The sequence below is a fragment of the Streptomyces sp. NPDC126510 genome, assembly GCF_040302345.1.
GTDB lineage: Bacteria > Actinomycetota > Actinomycetes > Streptomycetales > Streptomycetaceae > Streptomyces.
The window spans coordinates 162650-181085 of sequence record NZ_JBEORR010000004.1 but is presented as its reverse complement, the minus strand read 5'-3'; the positions used below and the strand labels follow the sequence as shown (position 1 = coordinate 181085).

Sequence of the window (18436 nt, the reverse complement as noted above, 5' to 3'; positions counted from 1 at the left end):
AGCACCGATGCGACGTACCGCCCGGCCGCTGACCGCCACCGCGTTCGCCCTCGCCGCCGCGGCCCTCGCCTCCGCCCCCGCCCACGGCGCGTCCACCGGCGACCTGGAGGTGTCCCCGGCGTCGGTCGTGCCCGGGGGGCAGGTCACGGTGCGCACGGCGGCCTGCGGCGACGGCGGCTCCGCGACGGGTGACGCCAGCGCGGTCGGGGCGGGTCCCCTCAGCCTGGCACCGGACGCGCACGGGCAGGACGTGACCGGGCGGTTCGGGGTGCCGTCCGGTGCGCAGCCGGGTACGTACGAGATCACCGCGACCTGCGGCGGCAGCGGCCGGCGGGTCACCGGGGACGTGGTGGTCACGCTGACGTCGGTGCGCGGGCAGGTGCATCCCCGGGGGAGTGTCAAGACGGGGGTCGGCGGCGCTCTTGGCCCCGATCCCGTGCAGACCGCGGCCGGTGTGGCGGCTCTCGCCGTCGCCGCCGCGGGCGGTACCTGGCTCCTGCATCGCCGGGCGAGAGGCGACGGGATCTGACGGACACCCTCCGCTGTCCGTCGCCGGTACCGCATGTCCCCTCCCCCTCCGGGTCCGACGCCCCTCGCGGCCCGGAGGGGGGTACGGGGCCGGAGCTCAGAAAGGGGCGGGTATGCGCAGGGTCTCCGGGTTCGGCGGCGGCGTCCGCAATCCCGCGAACGCGGCCATGGCGGCCGTCACGGTGTTCGCCCTGTGCTCAGGGGTGTGGCTGCTGCGCAACGGCGCCGAGACGCACGCCCCGCCGCAGCCGTCCGCCGCGCAGGGCCGGGCCGGGCTGGGCGGCAGGGCCGGTGAACGGCCGGCCGTGCCCGCGCTGCCGCCCTCTCCACCCGACCGGATCCGCATCCCCGCGATCCGGGTCGACGCGCCGCTGACCGGGCTGGGCCTGACGGAGACCGGGAGCCTCGACGTGCCGCCCGCCGCGGACGAGAACCTCGCCGGGTGGTACGAGGCCGGCGCCACCCCCGGCGAGCGGGGCACCGCGATCGTCGCCGGACACGTGGACAACGCCGACGGCCCCGCCGTCTTCTACGACCTCGGCGCCCTGGCCGGGGGCAGCACGATCGAGGTGGACCGGCGGGACGGCGGCGTCGCGGTGTTCACCGTGGACGCCGTGGAGGTGTACGCCGCGAAGGACTTCCCCGACGAGAAGGTCTACGGCGCGGCCCGCCGTCCCGAACTGCGGGTCATCACCTGCGGCGGTGGGTACTCACGCGGCACCGGGTACCAGGGGAACGTCGTCGTCTTCGCGCACCTGACCGGCAGCCGGTGACGCCCCCAGGACGTTCGCCCTGCCCCAGGCGCCCAGCGGTGCCAGCGCCTCGTTCAAGGAGACGCCCCGGGCCGTCAGCGAGTACTCCACCCGCGGCGGCACCTCGTCGTACGCCTCGCGGTGCACGAGCCCGTCGCTCTCCATCTCCCGCAGGTGCGAGGCGAGCACCTTCTCGGTGACGCCGGGCAGTTCGCGGCGCAGCTCCCCGAAGCGGCACGGCCGCTCGTGCAGCGCCCAGAGGATCAGCACCTTCCACTTGCCACCGATCACGTCCATCGCCGCGTCGATCCCGCACACGTACGCCCCCGGCCGCCGTCCGGTCGTCCCCACGCCCCGCCCCTTCCACTTCGACTGCCTGCACCCTTCCCCCGGGGTAACCACCCACTACGAAGTACGTACTTGAGCGGGCGCCCCCCTGCGACGAGCCTAAACGCCATGACCGACACCGCAGTTGTTCCCCGTACCCCTCTCACTCTTCTCGGCACCGGGGCCATGGGCACCGCCCTCGCCCGGGCCTGGCTGGCCGCCGGGCACGAGGTGACCGTCTGGAACCGCACCCCCGCCCGTGCCGAGCCCCTCGCCGCCGAGGGCGCCACGGTCGCCGTGAGCGCCGCCGAGGCCGTGGCGGCGAACCGCCTGGTGATCGTCTGCCTGCTGGACGACGCCTCCGTGGGCGAGGCCCTCGACCAGACCGACCTCACCGGGCGGGACCTGGTGAACCTGACGACCGGCACCCCGGGAGACGGCCGGACGCGCGCCGCCTGGGCCGAGGCACGCGGCGCCCGGTTCCTGGACGGCGGGATCATGGCCGTACCGCCGATGATCGGGATCGCGGACTCCGGCGGTTACGTCTTCTACAGCGGCTCACCGGAGCTGTTCGAGGAGCACCGCGCCACCCTCTCCGTCCCCGCCGGCACCCGTTACGTCGGGGCCGACCCGGGCTTCGCGGCGCTGCACGACGTGGCGTTGCTGAGCGCGATGAGCGGCATGTTCGCGGGCATCGCCCACGCCTTCGCGCTGATCCGCCCGGAGGACATCGCGCCGAAGGACTTCGCACCGCTGCTCGCGGAGTGGCTGACGGCGATGGCCCCGGCCGTGCACCAGAGTGCCGAGCGGTTGCAGACGGGCGACTACACCAAGGGCGTCGTCTCCAACCTCGCGATGCAGGTGGCGGGCAACGCCACCCTGCTGCGCACGGCCGAGGAACAACGGGTCGGCCCGGAGCTGCTGACGCCGTACATGGAGCTCATGGAGCGCAGGCTCGCGCAGGGGCACGGGGAGGAGGACGGGACAGGGATGATCGAGCTGCTGGACCTGCGAGCGCGCTAGGCGATCCACTGCTCGTACGCCAGGTTCCCCACCAGGGCGAAGACGACCGTCAGCAGCACGACGCGGACGAAGCCGCTGCCCTGCTTCAGGGCGGTGTGGGCGCCGAGGGTGCCGCCCGCCAGGTTGAAGACGGCCATCAGGGCGGCCAGTTGCCACAGCACGGCGCCCTGCCAGGCGAAGGTGGCCAGCGCCCCCGCGTTGGTGCAGCAGTTGACGATCTTCGCGGTGGCGGAGGCCGTGACGAGGTCGAGGTGGAGGATCGCGGTGAGCGCGAGGACCAGGAACGTGCCGGTGCCGGGGCCGATCAGACCGTCGTAGAAGCCGATGCCGAGGCCCGCGAGGCCGATCGCGGCGAGGATGCGGCGGCGGGTGGCCGGGCCGGTCGCGGGGGCCGTGCCGAAGGCGGGCCGCAGGATCACGAAGGCGGCGACCCCGAGCAGCACCACCATGATCACCGGCTTGAGGACGTCGGTGCTCATCCCGGCCGCGAAGAAGGCCCCGGCCGAGGATCCGGCGAGAGCTGCCAGGCCGATGCGGACGGCGGTACGGACGTCCACGGGAGCCTTGCGGGCGTACGTCACGGCCGCGCCCGTGGTGCCGACGATGGCGACGGCCTTGTTCGTGCCCAGCGCGTGCGCGGCGGGGGTGTTCGCGGGCAGTCCGAGCAGCAGCACCGGCAGCAGCAGGAGGCCGCCCCCACCGACCACGGCGTCGATCCACCCGGCGGCGAGGGCCGCGACGCAGAGCAGGACGATCATGGTCAGCGATATGTCGGGCATGATCGCGAGCCTATGCGAGGGTGGTGCGAGACCGGTGCGACGGCCCTCACAGTCGGCCGTCGTCGCAGTTCAGGAACCCTCACACCCGCCGGCGCCGCCCGCTGAGGGCAGCGTTCCCCGCGGGAAACAGAGGTGATGCCACCGGGTAACACCGGCACCGCACGCTCGAGTGCATGACCTCGAATGAGCGTGTGGTGGTGATCGGCACCGGCCTCGCGGGCGTACGGCTCGCCCGGCGGCTCGGTGAGCTCGGCACGCCCGCGCTGCTGATCGGCGAGGAGGAGCACCGGCCCTACAACCGGGTCCTGCTCGCCGAGGTGCTGGCCGGACGCTACAACCCCGAGGTGATCGCCCTGCCGGCGCCGGCCCGGATCGTGCGCGGCCGGGTCGTCGGCGTCGACCGCGCGCAGCGCACCGTCGCCTGCGCGGACGGGACGGTGATCGCATACGACCGGCTCGTTCTCGCGACCGGTTCCAATCCCGTACTGCCGCCGCTGCGGGGGCTGTTCACCGAGAACCACGAACTGCCCGAGGGTGTGCACGCCTTCCGGACCATGGACGACTGCCTGGGGCTGTCGAAGGCGGTCCGGCCGGGCGCGCGGGCCGTCGTCGTCGGCGGCGGTCTCCTCGGCGTGTCGGCGGCCCGGGCCCTCGCCCTGCGCGGCGCCCAGGTCGTACTCGCCCAGCAGTCCGAGCGGCTGATGGAGCGCCAGCTGGACCCGGCCGCCTCGAAGCTCGTCAAGCGGCATCTGACCGACCTGGGCGTCGAGGTGCACACCGAGTGCCGGGTGCGGGACGTGCGCTGCGTCGGCGGCGCGGTCCGCTCGGTGGAGATGGCCGACGGATACGCGCTCGACGCGGACCTGGTGGTCGTCGCCTGCGGTGTCCGCCCCCGGGTCGGTCTCGCGCAGGCCGCCGGACTCGACGTCCGCAAGGGCGTCGTCGTCGACGACGAGCTGCGCACCTCCGACCCTTACATCCACGCCGTCGGCGACTGCGCCCAGCACGCCGACGTGCTCTACGGGCTCGCCACTCCCGCGCTCGAACAGGCAGACGCCCTGGCCGAGTTGCTGGCCGGGGACACGAGCGCCCGGTACACCGGCACGCGCTCGCTGACCCGGCTCACCCTCACGGGGCACGACAGTCCCTTCGACCTCGCCGCGTTCGGCGAGACCGAGGCGCTCCCGGGCGACGACGTCGTCCAGCTCGCCGACGCCACCCGCGGCACCTACCGCAAGGTCGTCGTCCGCGACGACCGCCTGGTCGGCGGGGTCCTCGTCGGCGAACTCGGCACCGTCGGCGCGCTCGCCCGCGCCTGGGAGGGAGCAGAGCCGCTCCCCTCCGACGGCGGCCCCCTGCTCCACCTGCTCACCAACGATGGAGGCTCCTGATGACGGCCACCCAGGGGACGCCCCCCACGATCGTGCTCGTCGGCCACGGCATGGTCGGCCAGCGCTTCCTCGAAGCGCTCGCCGAGCGCGGCCTGACCGCCACGCACCGCGTGGTCGTACTCTGCGAGGAGCCGCGTCCGGCCTACGACCGCGTCGCCCTCACCTCGTACTTCTCGGGGAAGACGCCCGAGGACCTCTCCATGACCGACATGGAGTTCATCGCCACGCACGGCATCGAGCTGTACGTCGGCGACCCGGCCGAGACCGTCGACCGTGAGGCGAAGAGGGTCACGGCCCGCTCGGGCCAGGTCTTCGACTACGACACCCTCGTCCTCGCCACCGGCTCCTTCCCCTTCGTCCCGCCGGTCCCGAACAAGGACGCCGAGGGCTGTTTCGTCTACCGCACGATCGAGGACCTCCTCGCGATCGAGGAGTACGCCAAGTCCAAGGCGACGGTCGGCGCGGTGGTCGGCGGCGGCCTGCTCGGACTGGAAGCGGCCGGCGCGCTGAAGGGCCTCGGACTCACCTCCCACATCGTGGAGTTCGCGCCCCGGCTGATGCCCGTCCAGGTGGACGACGGCGGCGGTGCCGCGCTGCTGCGCACCATCGAGGAGATGGGTCTGAGCGTCCACACGGGCGTCGGCACGCAGGAGATCGTGGTCGGCGAGGACGGCGCCGTCACCGGCATGAAGCTCTCCGACGGCTCCGAACTGGCCACCGACATGGTGGTGTTCTCCGCCGGTGTGCGCCCCCGCGACCAGCTGGCCCGCGACTGCGGACTGACGGTCGGCGAGCGCGGCGGCATCACGGTCGACGAGCAGTGCCGTACGGTCGCCGACCCGCACGTCTTCGCCATCGGCGAGTGCGCGCTGGCCTCCGACGGCCGGGTGTACGGCCTGGTGGCCCCGGGCTACGAGCAGGCCGAGACGGCGGCGGCGACGATCGCCTCGGACGAGGCGTCCTTCACCGGTGCCGACCTCTCCACCAAGCTGAAGCTGCTCGGCGTGGACGTGGCGTCCTTCGGCGACGCGCACGGCACCGCCGAGGACTGCCTGGACGTCGTCTACTCCGACTCCCGCGCCGGCCTGTACAAGAAGCTGGTCATCGGCCGCGACGGCACGCTGCTCGGCGGCATCCTGGTCGGCGACGCGGACGCCTACGGCACGCTGAAGGCCTTCACCGGTTCGGTCCCGCCGGTCTCGCCCGAGTCGCTGGTGCTGCCGGCCGGTGCCGGGGAGTCCGTCCAGCTCGGCCCGTCGGCGCTGCCGGACGACGCGATCGTCTGCTCCTGCCACAACGTCTCCAAGGGCACGATCCGCGGCGCGGTCACCGACCACCAGTGCACGACCGTGCCCGAGGTGAAGAAGTGCACCAAGGCCGGCACCGGCTGCGGCTCCTGCGTGAAGGTCCTCGGCCAGCTCGTCAACGCCGAACTCGAGGCGAACGGCGTCGAGGTCGACAAGGGCCTGTGCGGCTGCTTCGCGCAGACCCGCGAGGAGCTCTACGAGATCGTCCTCGCCCTGCGCATCAACAGCTACCAGGACCTGCTGGACCGCCACGGCCGCGAGGAGGCCCGGGGCGGTGACGGCTGCGAGGTGTGCAAGCCGGCCGTCGGTTCGATCATCGCCTCCCTCGCCCCGACGATCGGCGCGAGCGGCTACGTCCTGGACGGCGAGCAGGCGTCCCTGCAGGACACCAACGACCACTTCCTCGCCAACCTGCAGAAGAACGGCTCCTACTCGGTCGTGCCGCGGATCCCCGGCGGCGAGATCGCCCCGGAGAAGCTGATCGTGATCGGCGAGATCGCCCGCGACTTCGGCCTCTACACGAAGATCACCGGTGGTCAGCGGATCGACATGTTCGGTGCGCGCGTCGAGCAACTGCCCGTCATCTGGGCCCGGCTGGTGGACGCCGGTTTCGAGTCCGGCCACGCCTACGGCAAGTCGCTGCGCACGGTGAAGTCGTGCGTCGGCCAGACCTGGTGCCGCTACGGCGTCCAGGACTCCGTGAAGATGGCGATCGACCTGGAGCTGCGCTACCGGGGGCTCCGGTCGCCGCACAAGCTCAAGTCGGCGGTCTCCGGCTGCCAGCGCGAGTGCGCCGAGGCCCAGTCGAAGGACTTCGGCGTGATCGCCACCGCCAACGGCTGGAACCTGTACGTCGGCGGCAACGGCGGCGCCACGCCCCGCCACGCGGACCTGCTCGCGCAGGACCTGTCGGACGCCGAACTGGTGCGGCTGATCGACCGGTTCCTGATGTTCTACATCCGTACGGCCGACCGTCTGGAGCGCACGTCGACCTGGCTGGAGCGGATCCCGGGCGGCCTCGACCACGTGAAGGACGTCGTCGTCCACGACTCGCTCGGCATCTGCGACGAGCTGGAGCAGCTGATGCGGGCGCATGTCGCGCACTACCGCGACGAGTGGGCCGAGACCATCAACGACCCCGAGAAGCTCGCCCGGTTCGTGTCCTTCGTGAACGCGCCGGACACCCCGGACCCCGTCGTCGCCTTCGTGCCCGAGCGCGACCAGATGAAGCCCGACCTGCCGCTGCTGTCCATCGGCATGCGACCCGCCGCTGACGTACTGGAAGGAAGCGCCCAGCGATGACCCTGGCACTCGAGACCACCGACCTCACGATCGAAATCGCCCTGGACGACGACTGGTTCGCGGTCTGCGACCTGAGCGCGCTGCTCCCGGGCCGCGGGGTTGCCGCACTGCTGCCGGACGGCCGGCAGGCCGCGGTCTTCCGCGACCGCTCCGGTGAGCTGTTCGCCATCGACAACCGTGACCCCTTCACCGGCGCGGCCGTCCTCTCCCGGGGCCTCACCGGTACCCACCAGGGCCGCCCCTTCGTCGCCTCGCCCCTGCTGAAGCAGCGCTTCGACCTGACGTCCGGCCAGTGCCTGGACGACGAGACGGTCCGGGTGACGGCGTACAAGGTGCGGACCTCGTAGAACCTTTCTTGACCGATCATTCTCGATGAACCTAGGCTGCGGTACGTGGCCAGGACCAAGGAGTTCGATCCGGACGCCGCGCTCCAGGCAGCTCTCGAGCTGTTCTGGCGGCGCGGCTACGAGGCGACGTCGATGTCCGACCTCGTCGCGCACCTCGGCGTGGGGCGCGCCAGCATCTACGCGACCTTCGGCAGCAAGCACGAGCTGTACCTGAAGGCACTGGACCGCTATCAGCAGTCCTGCGATCCGCAACTGCTGGGCGAGCTGTCGCTGCCGGGGCCGGCGCTGCCCGCCGTACGGGCGGTGGTGCGCCGCTTCGCCGCCGAGTCCACGGCCGACGACCGTCGGCTGACCGGGTGTTTCGTCGTCAACACGGCCGCCGAACTGGCCCCGCACGACAGCGCCGCGTGCCGCCGCGTGCAGCACAGCTGGGACCAGCTGGAGACCCTGTTGCGGTCGGCCTTGGTTCGCGCGCAGGCCCAGGGCGAACTGGGAGAGGACCGCGACCCGCGCACCCTCGCCCGCATGCTGCTGGTCCTGATGCAGGGACTGCGGGTCGTCGGCAAGGCGTCGGCCGACCCGGGCCGGGTGCGGGACGCCGCGGAGCAGGCCCTGGCCCTGCTCGACTGAGAACGGGCACCCCGAGGGGTGCCTCTTTTCATGCCCGAATACTGAACCGATCAGTCAAGAAACTCGGCAGGAGAGATCATGGGGAACCGTTTCACCGGCAGGACCGCCCTCGTCACCGGCGCGGGCTCCGGCATCGGACGGGCCACCGCCCTCGCGTTCGCGGCGGAGGGCGCGCACGTCGTCGTCGCGGGACGGCGCCGGGAACCGCTGGAGAAGACCGTGACGCTGATCGAGGAGTCGGGCGGCAAGGGTCTGTCCGTCACCGCCGACGTCACCCGGGCCTCCGACCTGCGGGACCTGGTCGACGCCGCCGTGGAGCACTTCGGCTCGCTCGATGTCGCGGTGAACAACGCGGGAGTCCTGGAGGCCGGCGGGCAGCCCGCCGCGGACGTCCCGGAGAACGCCTGGCGGCGGATGCTCGACATCAACGTCACCGGCGTGCTGCTCGCCCTCCAGGCCGAGGTGCGCCAGATGCGCACCCAGCCGGCCGGCGGCGCCATCGTCAACGTCGCCTCCCGCATCGGCGTCCACGGCCGCATCCCGGGTATGACCGCCTACGGCGCCACGAAGGCGGCCGTGTCCGTCCTCACGCGCGGCGCCGCCCTGGACCACATCGCCGAGGGCGTCCGCATCAACGCCGTCTCACCCGGCGCCAGCGCGACCGCCATGTCCTTCAAGCCGGGCGAGACGGAGGCCGACCGCGCGGAGCGCATGCGGACCGCGGTACCGGTCGGCCGTGTCTCGACGGTCGAGGAGATCGCCGCCGCCGTGCTGTACCTGGCCTCGGACGACGCGGCGTCGGTCGTGGGCACCGACCTGGTGGTGGACGGCGGTTCCACGGCCTGAGCCGGTTCAGCGCGGTGGTCGTGCCGTCGTGGACGAATGCCGGGGGGCCGGGGAGCGGGAGGCGCCGGCGGCGCGTTCGCAGTGGGGCCAGTCGCCGAAGTCGTGGTCCCGGCTCCACAGTTTCCGTGCCGCCCGGATGTTCCACTCCGGGTCCAGGGCCTCGCGCGGTGTGCCGCCCAGCTCGCGCAGGCGGGCGTCGGAGATCTGGAACACGCCCCAGTTCCGGGTGCCGTTGGTGTTGGGAAGGATGTGCAGCGGGTCGAGGAAGGACTGGCAGTCGGCGATGGCCACCGCCTTGTCGGGCGACTCGGGGAACACCTCGCGGACCCGCTCGCGCACCTTCTCCGGTGACCACACGCTCATCCGCACGTGAGAGGTGTAGAGCGCCTTCTTGGTGGGGTCCCCGACGACTCCGTTGGGCTGGAGTCCGGCGAGCACCTGGAACGCCGTGACCCGGCGCAGGGTCTGCGGCCCGAAGTCCCCGTCCACGCCGATGTCCGCGCCCTTGGCGTGCAGCAGACGCTGCACCTCCCGCACGCACTCGTCGTGCTCGCCCATCGCGATCACCGGCGGGCAGCCGGCCGAGAACAACGGCCGGTCCTCGCCGGTGCCGCGTCCGCCGCCGGAGGAGGAGCGGCCGTTCGTCAGGACCCAGGCGGAGACGCTGAGGGCGGCGACGATCACGGCGGTAACGACGGAGGTGCGCAGCCGGTGCCGGCGTGACCGTCCGGCGGGCCCCCGGCTCGGCTCGGTGCCCGGCTGACCGGTCCGGCCGGGGGCCGGGGGCGGGTCGTCGGCCCGGTCGGGAGCCGAGGACGGAGCGTCGGCCCGGTCGGGAGCCAAGGGCGGAGCGTCGGCCCGGTGGAGAGCGGGGTTCGAGGCGTCGGGTTGGTCCGGGTTCGAGGCGTCGAGTTGGTCGGGGGCCGAGCCTTCGGGTTGGTCGGGGGCCGAGGCCGGGGTGTCCGCGGTGGCCCGCGCCGCGTCCGCCAGGGCCCACAGGCGGTGCAGGGTGCGCAGTTCGTCCGGGGTCGCGCCGCACACCGTGGCCAGCCGGTGGACGCTTCCGTAGTCCTGCGGCACCGAAGTGCCCCGGCAGTACCGGTGCAACGACGAACCGGACAGTCCGGACTTCCTGGCGAGGGCCTCGTAACTCAGCCCGGACCGGCTCTTGAGCGAACGCAACAGCGCGGCGAACCGCTCCGTTTCAGGGCATGCGGACAACGCCTCTCCCCCCTCGGAATCCCCAACGGACGCTGGTCGGGCGTCTCGTGCCGACACTGTGCCACCAAAGACGTCCCATGGCCGTCCCAACGGTTCCGGAACGCGCCAGGCAGGCGGTGGGACGCCGTCCCGGCATCCCAACCCGCCCCGCCGTCCTTGCCCGGCCCGGTCACGCCTTGCCAGCGTCGGGCCGTCCGCAGCACCGTCCCCCGACTCCGAGGAGACCAGGCTCATGCGCCTTTCCGCACTCCGGCACACCCGTAGGAACCCGCTGCTCGCGGTTCTCGCCGTCAGCGCCGCGGCCGTCACCGCCCTGGCCGTGCCGAGCTCCGCGTCGGCGGCCCCGGCCTCGCCCGCCGCGGTGGACTGCGCGTCCGGCCACGTCTGTTTCTGGACCGGCGCCAACTTCACCGGCAGCAAGTGCTCGTGGGACGCGGCCGACCCCGACTGGCAGAGCGGTGCCGTCCGCTGTTCCTGGGCCGCCACGACCAACGTGAAGTCCGTGTGGAACGCCGGCACCAGCAGCTCCAGCGGCGTCGCGTACTACCGGGGCGCCGACTACTCCAACCGCGTCGGCTGCACCCGCCAGCAGCACGGCGGCAACCTGGCCGGTACGTACAAGGTCCGCTCCCACAAGTGGATCTCGGGCAGCTGCGGCTGAACCGGTTCCACGCAGGAACGCGGTGGCGTGCACGCCCGGTCGGGTGTGCACGCCACCGCGGCATGTCCCGCAGCGGCCGGGTCAGCCCACCAGGGGCGAGCGCGACTGCTCCTCCGGCAGGGGCCTGGTGTCGAGGTAGAACCACTCGGCATCGGCGGTCGGCCAGGGCGACGGTTCGGCCGTCTCCTCCTGCCTGGTGGGCCAGAGCGACGGTTCGGCCGTCTCCTCCTGTGTGGTGGGAACCGGGCGCCTGGGCAGCGGCGCCGTCGCCGGAGCCTCGGAGGCGGGCGTCGTGGAACCGGCCGGTTTCGCCTCCCCCGGCATCAGCAGCTCCACCCTCAGCCCCAGCCCCCGCTGCTGGGCGGTGAACTCCTCGACCTGGTTGCGGCAGGCGTGGTCCAGGTGGGTCACACCGGTCAGGTCGAGACGGATCCGCGGCTTCCCGGACGCGGCGGCCGCCTCCAGCGCGTCGATCACCTTCGGCAGCCGCAGGAACGTGGCGTTGCCCGCCATGACGACCTTCGCCGTGTCCTGCTCGACATGCTGGCGGACCACCGTCTGCGACATGCGCAGCGCGGCCAGCACGATCCCCGCGGCGAGACCGAACAGCACGCCCTCCAGCAGGGCCGTCGCCACGATGACCAGCATGGTCAGTGTCATCACCGCGAACTCGCCCCGGTCCTGCCGCCACATCTTCGGGAACTCGGCGGGCCCGAACAGCTTCCAGCCGCTGTGCACGAGGACACCGGCCAGCACGGAGATCGGGATCAGCGCGAGCACCTGCGGCAGCAGCAGCGCGAACGCGAGCAGCCACAGGCCGTGCAGGGTGCGGGAGAGCCGGGTCTTGGCCCCGGCCTGGACGTTGGCCGAGCTGCGCGCCACCACGGCGGTGATGGGGAGCGCGCCGAGGAGGCCCGCGACGGTGTTGCCGGCGCCCTGGGCGATCAGCTCGGTGTTGTAGCGGGTGCGCGGGCCGCTGTGCATGCGGTCCACGGCGGCGGCCGTGAACAGGCTCTCCGCGGACGCGATCACCGTGAAGGTGAGGATGGCGGTGATGATCGTCCCGTCGGCGAGCCCCGCGAACTGCCCGGCACCCGGCACCCGCACCGAGTCGAGCAGGTTGCCCACCTGGAGCGTCTTCACGTCCACGCCGGGCAGGGCGGCGACGACCATGCCGATGCCCACGGCGACCAGGGCGGCGGGGATCTTCCCGGCCGGACCCGGCACCTTCTTCCACACGAAGCTGAGCACGACCGTGGCGACACCGAGCAGTGTCGCGATCATCGCCTGCGGGTCGGTCAGGACACCGGCCAGCAGACCGGGGATCCCGGCCATGTTCTCGATCGGGGTGCCGGGGGCCTTGGCGTCGGCCATCGGGTAGGCCTGGCTGAACATCAGCGGTACGCCGATGCCGGCGAGCATGCCCTGGACCACGGCGACGGAGATCGCCTGGAACATCCGGCCGAGGCGTACCAGCCCCAGGACGATCTGGAGGATGCCGGCGAACAGCACGATCACGCCGAGCATGGCCACGCCGACCTCGGCGACGGTCTCCGCGACCAGAGCGGCGAGCCCCGCGGCCGGGCCGCTGACCTGGAGCGTGCTGCCCTTGACCGCACCAACGACCAGGCCGCCGATCACCCCGGAGATGATCCCGAGTTCGGCGGGCACGCCGGAGGCGACGGCGACACCGATGCACAACGGCAGGGCGACGAGGAAGACGACGAGGGAGGCCGTGATGTCGGTGACGAGGTCCCCCCTCGCTCCCCCCTTGCCGCCACCGCCCTTGGCACCACTCATGAGCCCCCGGATCAGGCCGTCGACCGCACCGACGCCCCCGCGGCCCGGAGCGGAGGCCTCGGTGATGTCCGCTCCGGGCGCGGTCCCCCAGCCATCCGGCTCGCCGGCCCCATCTCCCCCGGGACCTGCCCAGGCCTCACCCGGCGCACCCCCCGGTGTCCCATCCCTGGCCCCACCGACCGTCGACCAGCCCCCTGCGTCCCCCGCCGGGCCCGCGTCCGGCCGGCCCCCGACGTGCCCGGCGAGGCCTCCCCCCGGCCAACCCCCCGTGGCCCCCACGGAACCGGTCCCCCACTCGGCGTCGCCCCCCGGCGGCGGCCCGCCCCCCTGTCGGCCGCCGTCGCCGCCCGACGCCCCGTACCGCCCGCCCCCCGGGCCTCCCCAGGTCCGCCCCCGCGCATGCGCCCCGCTCACGCGGCGTGCACCCGGAAGTCGCCGTCGTCGCCGAGTTCGTACACGAACCCGGTGTCGATCTCGTAGTACCAGCCGTGCAGCCGGAGCCGGCCCGAGTCGAGGCGTTGCCGCACCACGGGGTAACTCCGCAGTGCCGCCAGCTGGTTGACGACGTTGCCCTGGGAGACCTCCGGCAGGGACGGGTCGTCGGGCGCGGACCGCAGTACGGAGGTCAGCTCGGGCCGGGCGATGCGCAGCCAGGCGTCCACGCCGGGCAGTGCCGACAGGTCGTCGCCGGACTTCAGGGCTCCCATCGCACCGCAGTGTGAGTGACCGCACACCACGATGTCCTGAACCCCGAGCACCTCCAGTGCGTACTCGATGGTGGCCGCCTCGCCACAGGCCCCGGGCCGTCCGTAGGGCGGCACGATGTTTCCCGCGTTCCGAAGCTCGAATATCTCCCCGGGCCGTGCGCCCGTGATCAGCGCGGGGATGACCCGCGAGTCCGAGCAGGTAATGAACAACGCCTCCGGATATTGCCCTTCAGCCAGTTTCCGAAATTCACCGCTGTCGAAATCTACACGCGTCCTGAACGCACGGGCACGGTCCAGCAAAGCCTTCAACGCACTCTCCTGAGCTGGGTGTTCATCCGATGCACCCCACCGTAGACCGCCGACCTACAGAGGAAGGTTAAGCAAAGTACAGAGCGCGGCCAGCAATTGAACATTCTTTGCCCTCATTCCCAGATACGGCGTCTTCTTGTAGCGTGTGAACTCCGCGGCAGGGAATGCTAATTGGCGCTGCCCGGATTAATGCCCGTTTCACGGAGAGACAGGACGTATGGGCCTACGAGTGCTGCTCATCGAAGACGACGAGACGATCGCCGAGCCGCTCGCCGAAGGGCTCGGCCACTTCGGGCTGACGGTCGACCACGTCGCCACCGGGACGGACGGCCTGAGAGGCCCGTACAACGACGTCGTCCTGCTCGACCTGGGGCTGCCGGACATGGACGGCATCGACGTCTGCCGCGGCATCCGGCAGGTCTCGGACGTACCCATCGTCATCCTCAGTGCACGCGGCGAGGAGGCCGACCGCGTCCTGGGTCTGGAGCTGGGCGCCGACGACTACCTGGCGAAACCTTTCAGCGTGCGCGAACTGGTCGCCCGGGTCCGTGCCGTGACCCGCCGCACACAACGCACCCACCAGGCGTTCCCCGAGGCCACCGGTCTCACTCCGGGCACGCGGGGCACCCCCGAGCCGCCGCCGTACGAGCCGGCTCCGGCCCCCGCCCACGAACCGGCCCCGGCGCTGTCCTACGAACCCCCCGCGACCACCTCGTACGACCCCGCTCCCGACCCGCCGCACGACCCGGGCCCGCTGGTCGTGGACCGCCGTACCCGCCAGGTCTGGGTCGGTGACGTTCCCGTCCCGCTCACGCCGAAGGAGTTCGATCTGCTGGCGCTGCTCAGCGAGGACCCGGGCGCGGTCTACTCACGGCAGCAGATCCTCGACCGCGTCTGGGACCCGCACTACGACGGCCCGACCAAGACCCTGGACGTCCACGTGGCGGCGCTGCGCCGCAAGTTGGGGCACCCGGCGTGGATCAGGACGCTGCGGGGCGTCGGTTTCCGGCTGTCGGTGCACACGGGGCCGACCGCGCAGGTGGCCTCTCCGTGACCCGCCGGCTGCTGCTCAGCTATCTCAGCCTCGCGGCACTGGTGCTGCTCTGCCTGGAGATCCCGCTGGGCTTCGTCTACTCGCGCGGTGAGCGGGAGCGGGTCGTCAACGCGGCGAAGGACGAGGCCGAGTCGGTCTCCGCGTACGCCGCGCTGTCCCTCGCCGCGGGGCGGGCCGAACGGGACCTGCCCGCACGGGTGGCGCACTGCGCGGAGCGCATCGGCGGGAAGGTGGTGATCGTCGACGCCTCGGGCGTACCGCTCGCCACCTCGCACCCGGTGGACGCCGGGGTCTCCGGCGACCTGGCCGCACGGCCGGGCATCGCGGCCGCGCTGCGGGGCACGTCGACGGTGGACGTCCGGACCTCCACGATCGGCGGGGTCGAGTATCTGTCCGTGGCGGCGCCGGTCGGCCAGGAGGCGCGGCCGGTCGGCGCGGTGTGGCTGACGGTGCCCACCCGGACGGTGCACGAGCGGGTCCACCATGTGTGGCTGCTGCTGGTGCTGGGTGGGCTGGCCGTGCTGACGGCGGTCGCCGTGGTCGGCTTCGCCTTCGCCCGCTGGGCGGGCCGCCCGATCCGCGAACTGGAGCAGGCCACGCACGACTTGGCCGAGGGCGGCCGCTTCGCACCGGTGACGATCACGAAGGGGCCGCCGGAAGTCCGCTCGCTGGCCGCCGCGTTCAACCACACCGCCGCCCGGTTCGCCCATCTGCTGGCGTCCCAGCGGGCGTTCGCCGGCGAGGCCTCGCACCAGCTGAAGACACCGCTGGCGGCGCTGCGGCTGCGCCTGGAGAACCTGGAGCCGGACATCGCCGCCCGGGGCCGGGGCAGCCTCACCGCCGCCGTCACGGAGACGGACCGGCTGGCCCGGATGGTCGGGCACCTGCTGGCCATGGCCCGGCTTGAGGAGCACGCCGCCATTCCCGCCACCGTCGACCTGGGCACGGTCTGCGCGGAGCGGCACCGGACGTGGCAGCCCCTGTTCGCGCGGGAGGGCGTCTCCCTCGTGCTCTTCGCGGGGAGCGTGGGCCCGGTGCTCGCGGTGCCTGGGGCCGTCGAGCAGATCATGGACAACCTGCTGTCCAACGCCCTGCGGGCGTCCCCGGCGGGCAGCACCGTCACGATCGAGCTGCGGCTGCAGGCTCCGCCGCGGCGGGCGTTGCGCGACAGCAGGCCCCGCTGGGTCGACCTGCACGTCACCGACGAGGGCCCGGGCATGACGGAGGAGCAGCGGACCCGCGCCTTCGACCGTTTCTGGCGCGCCCCGGGCGCCCCCAAGGGCGGTACGGGTCTGGGGCTCGCCCTGGTGCAGCGCCTCACTCATGCCAGCGGCGGCGAGGCGGCCCTGCGCGCGGCGGCGACCGGCGGCCTGGACGTGGTGATCCGGCTGCCGTCCGCACGGCCGACGGGCGAGGCCGGTCCCGGGCCGGGCGGCGACCGCCCGAGGAGGCCGAAAAGGGAGGCGCCGGCCCTGCCTGCGTAAGGCCGGTACCGCGCGGGCACAGGCGGCACACGGCATGCCGCCCTACGGCCACGAGTTGGCCATGCCCCGTCAACCCCGTCCCCTTAACGTCCTTTCCGCCTCCCCCCACGCACGACCCTGCCGTCGACCGGCGGCGGGGCGGTACGGCACCTCTTGGAGTGAGAGTGGAACGTCGTAGCCTCCTGCGTGCGGCCGTCCTCGGCGGTACATCCGCCGCGCTGGGCGGAACCCTGTGGCGCGGCGCCGCGTACGCGGCCCCGGCCCAGCCCGGCACCGGACCCTACGGGTCGCTGGGCTCCCCGGACGCCAACGGCATCCGACTCCCCAGCGGCTTCACGAGCCGCGTGATCGCCCGGTCCGGCCAACGCGTCGGCAGCACCTCCTACACCTGGCACAACGCCCCGGACGGCGGCGCCTGTTACGCCGACGGCACGGGCTGGATCTACGTCTCCAACTCCGAGATCAACCCCTCGGGCGGCGCGAGCGCGGTGAAGTTCTCGTCAACGGGCGCGATCACCGGCGCGTACCGGATCCTCTCGAACACCCGCCAGAACTGCGCGGGCGGCAAGACTCCGTGGAACACCTGGCTGTCCTGCGAGGAGGTGTCCCTCGGCTACGTCTACGAGACCGACCCGTGGGGCACGAACGCGGCGGCGCAGCGCGCGGCGATGGGCCGTTTCAAGCACGAGGCGGCGGCCGCCGACCCGGTGCGCAAGGTGATCTACCTGACCGAGGACGAGACCGACGGCCGGTTCTACCGCTTCGTTCCGACCACGTGGGGCAACCTGTCGTCCGGCAAACTCCAGGTGATGGTCGCGGGCAGCGCCACGAGCGGCTCCTTCACCTGGGCCGACATCCCCGACCCGGACGGCTCCCCCACGGCCACCCGCTCCCAGGTGGCCGGCTCGAAGTCCTTCAACGGCGGCGAGGGCTGCCACTACGCGAACGACACGGTCTGGTTCACCACCAAGGGCGACAACCGCGTCTGGCAGCTCAACCTCCTGACCAGCACGTACGAGCTGGCCTACGACGACTCCCTCGTCAACGGCACGGCCCCGCTCACCGGCGTCGACAACATCACCGGCACCTCCTCCGGCGACCTCTTCGTCGCCGAGGACGGCGGCAACATGGAGATCTGCGTCATCACACCGGACGATGTCGTCGCCTCGTTCCTGCGCGTCGAGGGCCAGTCGAGCTCGGAGATCACGGGCCCGGCCTTCTCCCCCGACGGCACGCGCCTGTACTTCTCCAGCCAGCGCGGCACCAGCGGCAGCTCCTCGGGCGGCATCACATACGAGGTGACGGGCCCGTTCCGCTCGTGACGGGGGCCGCGTGCGACACCTGAACCGGGCCCGCCGGTGACCATCGGCGGGTCCGGCCGTTCCACCGGTTGGGCAGTTCGCAGCGGGCTGTCCAGCCGACGGAAGGAACACCACCGTGGACACGACCGTGCCCGTCCCGAACGCGCCGGGTGTGCTGCCCCGTGCCGAGTGGGTCAAGACACTGCCGCAGACCATCGTCGCGTCCTGCGTCCTGCTGCTCGACGCCGAGGACCGGATCCTGCTGCTGCGCTACGCCGGGGGCCTGCCCGCCGAGGGGCTCTGGGGGCTGCCGGGCGGGATGCTCGACCACGGTGAGGACCCCCTCGGGGCCGCACGCCGGGAGCTGCACGAGGAGACCGGCATCACCCTGGAAGAGGACCCGCGGTTCCTCGGGTACGACCACCGAGCCGATGTGCTGGAGACGGGACCGGTGATCGACTTCTACTTCCACGGTGGCCGGCTCCCGGCCGGGCAGCCCGTCCGGCGCAGCTCGGAGCATGACCACCACGGCTTCTTCGCCCTCGACGAGCTGGAATCCACCCCGCTGGCGACGGGGCTGCCCACCCTCACCGCGCTGCTGGACGCGGCCCGGACCGGCACCGTCGTCTGCCTGCGGGAAGGGCTCCCCGGGTAAGCGGGGACGCCG

Annotated in this window: 18 protein-coding genes; 13 read left to right on the top strand and 5 right to left on the bottom strand. The window is 72.6% G+C overall.

What is annotated here, in order from left to right; translation table 11 throughout:
- Positions 1-7 precede the first annotated feature (7 nt).
- Together ABTX60_RS06595 and ABTX60_RS06590 are read left to right on the top strand one after the other, a co-directional pair.
- The gene (locus ABTX60_RS06595; RefSeq protein ID WP_352095945.1) at positions 8-529 is read left to right on the top strand and encodes a GVDTG sorting domain-containing protein; all 522 of its coding nucleotides are present in this window, start codon (positions 8-10) and stop codon (positions 527-529) included.
- A 112-nt stretch (positions 530-641) separates the two neighbouring features.
- Positions 642-1301 carry a class F sortase gene (locus ABTX60_RS06590; protein WP_352095944.1) on the top strand — a complete coding sequence of 220 codons (660 nt, stop codon included), beginning with the start codon at positions 642-644 and terminating at the stop codon, positions 1299-1301.
- Here ABTX60_RS06590 and ABTX60_RS06585 read toward each other — a convergent pair.
- Entirely contained in the window at positions 1239-1577 is a 339-nt protein-coding gene (locus ABTX60_RS06585; RefSeq protein WP_352096169.1) for a winged helix-turn-helix transcriptional regulator, read from the bottom strand. The genes ABTX60_RS06590 and ABTX60_RS06585 overlap by 63 nt on opposite strands.
- A gap of 159 nt (positions 1578-1736) precedes the next feature.
- Between ABTX60_RS06585 and ABTX60_RS06580 the strand changes: the two genes are divergently transcribed.
- Complete coding sequence (locus ABTX60_RS06580) at positions 1737-2630, top strand: NAD(P)-dependent oxidoreductase (protein ID WP_352095943.1); 894 nt, start codon at positions 1737-1739, stop codon at positions 2628-2630.
- Here the strand turns inward: ABTX60_RS06580 and ABTX60_RS06575 are convergent.
- Positions 2627-3409 (bottom strand): sulfite exporter TauE/SafE family protein, encoded by a 783-nt coding sequence (locus tag ABTX60_RS06575; RefSeq protein WP_352095942.1) that lies wholly within the window; start codon positions 3407-3409, stop codon positions 2627-2629. The two genes, ABTX60_RS06580 and ABTX60_RS06575, sit on opposite strands and share 4 nt — an antisense overlap.
- A gap of 173 nt (positions 3410-3582) precedes the next feature.
- Between ABTX60_RS06575 and ABTX60_RS06570 the strand changes: the two genes are divergently transcribed.
- The 5 genes from ABTX60_RS06570 (at position 3583) to ABTX60_RS06550 (ending at position 9232) form a co-directional block, all read left to right on the top strand.
- Positions 3583-4800: an NAD(P)/FAD-dependent oxidoreductase gene (locus ABTX60_RS06570; protein ID WP_352095941.1), complete on the top strand. Its 1218-nt coding sequence runs from the start codon at positions 3583-3585 to the stop codon at positions 4798-4800.
- Complete coding sequence (gene nirB / locus ABTX60_RS06565) at positions 4800-7409, top strand: nitrite reductase large subunit NirB (protein WP_352095940.1); 2610 nt, start codon at positions 4800-4802, stop codon at positions 7407-7409. The genes ABTX60_RS06570 and nirB overlap by 1 nt, the downstream gene beginning before the upstream one ends.
- Positions 7406-7756, top strand: a complete 351-nt coding sequence (nirD, locus tag ABTX60_RS06560) for a nitrite reductase small subunit NirD (protein ID WP_352095939.1) — start codon at positions 7406-7408, stop codon at positions 7754-7756. The genes nirB and nirD overlap by 4 nt, the downstream gene beginning before the upstream one ends.
- A 45-nt stretch (positions 7757-7801) precedes the next feature.
- Positions 7802-8386 (top strand): TetR/AcrR family transcriptional regulator, encoded by a 585-nt coding sequence (locus ABTX60_RS06555; RefSeq protein ID WP_352095938.1) that lies wholly within the window; start codon positions 7802-7804, stop codon positions 8384-8386.
- A 78-nt stretch (positions 8387-8464) separates the two neighbouring features.
- A complete protein-coding gene (locus ABTX60_RS06550) occupies positions 8465-9232 on the top strand; it encodes an SDR family NAD(P)-dependent oxidoreductase (protein ID WP_352095937.1) in 768 nt (255 codons plus the stop codon).
- 6 nt (positions 9233-9238) lie between these two features.
- Here ABTX60_RS06550 and ABTX60_RS06545 read toward each other — a convergent pair whose 3' ends face one another.
- Entirely contained in the window at positions 9239-10453 is a 1215-nt protein-coding gene (locus ABTX60_RS06545) for a helix-turn-helix domain-containing protein (RefSeq protein ID WP_352095936.1), read from the bottom strand.
- A 232-nt stretch (positions 10454-10685) separates the two neighbouring features.
- Here ABTX60_RS06545 and ABTX60_RS06540 point away from each other — a divergent pair, with 232 nt between their 5' ends.
- The gene (locus ABTX60_RS06540; RefSeq protein ID WP_352095935.1) at positions 10686-11114 is read left to right on the top strand and encodes a peptidase inhibitor family I36 protein; all 429 of its coding nucleotides are present in this window, start codon (positions 10686-10688) and stop codon (positions 11112-11114) included.
- An 81-nt stretch (positions 11115-11195) separates the two neighbouring features.
- Here the strand turns inward: ABTX60_RS06540 and ABTX60_RS06535 are convergent, their stop codons facing one another.
- Positions 11196-12914: a SulP family inorganic anion transporter gene (locus tag ABTX60_RS06535; RefSeq protein ID WP_352095934.1), complete on the bottom strand. Its 1719-nt coding sequence runs from the start codon at positions 12912-12914 to the stop codon at positions 11196-11198.
- Positions 12915-13324: 410 nt separating this feature from the next.
- Positions 13325-13930, bottom strand: a complete 606-nt coding sequence (locus ABTX60_RS06530; RefSeq protein WP_352095933.1) for a carbonic anhydrase — start codon at positions 13928-13930, stop codon at positions 13325-13327.
- Between the two features lie 217 nt (positions 13931-14147).
- On the opposite strand from ABTX60_RS06530, the gene ABTX60_RS06525 reads away from it, so the two are divergent.
- From ABTX60_RS06525 to ABTX60_RS06510, 4 genes are all read left to right on the top strand, one after another.
- Complete coding sequence (locus ABTX60_RS06525; protein ID WP_352095932.1) at positions 14148-14984, top strand: response regulator transcription factor; 837 nt, start codon at positions 14148-14150, stop codon at positions 14982-14984.
- Positions 14981-16468 (top strand): sensor histidine kinase, encoded by a 1488-nt coding sequence (locus ABTX60_RS06520; RefSeq protein ID WP_352095931.1) that lies wholly within the window; start codon positions 14981-14983, stop codon positions 16466-16468. The genes ABTX60_RS06525 and ABTX60_RS06520 overlap by 4 nt, the downstream gene beginning before the upstream one ends.
- A gap of 164 nt (positions 16469-16632) precedes the next feature.
- Positions 16633-17790: an alkaline phosphatase PhoX gene (locus tag ABTX60_RS06515; RefSeq protein ID WP_352095930.1), complete on the top strand. Its 1158-nt coding sequence runs from the start codon at positions 16633-16635 to the stop codon at positions 17788-17790.
- Between the two features lie 115 nt (positions 17791-17905).
- Entirely contained in the window at positions 17906-18424 is a 519-nt protein-coding gene (locus tag ABTX60_RS06510) for an NUDIX hydrolase (protein WP_352095929.1), read from the top strand.
- The last annotated feature ends 12 nt before the right edge of the window (positions 18425-18436 follow it).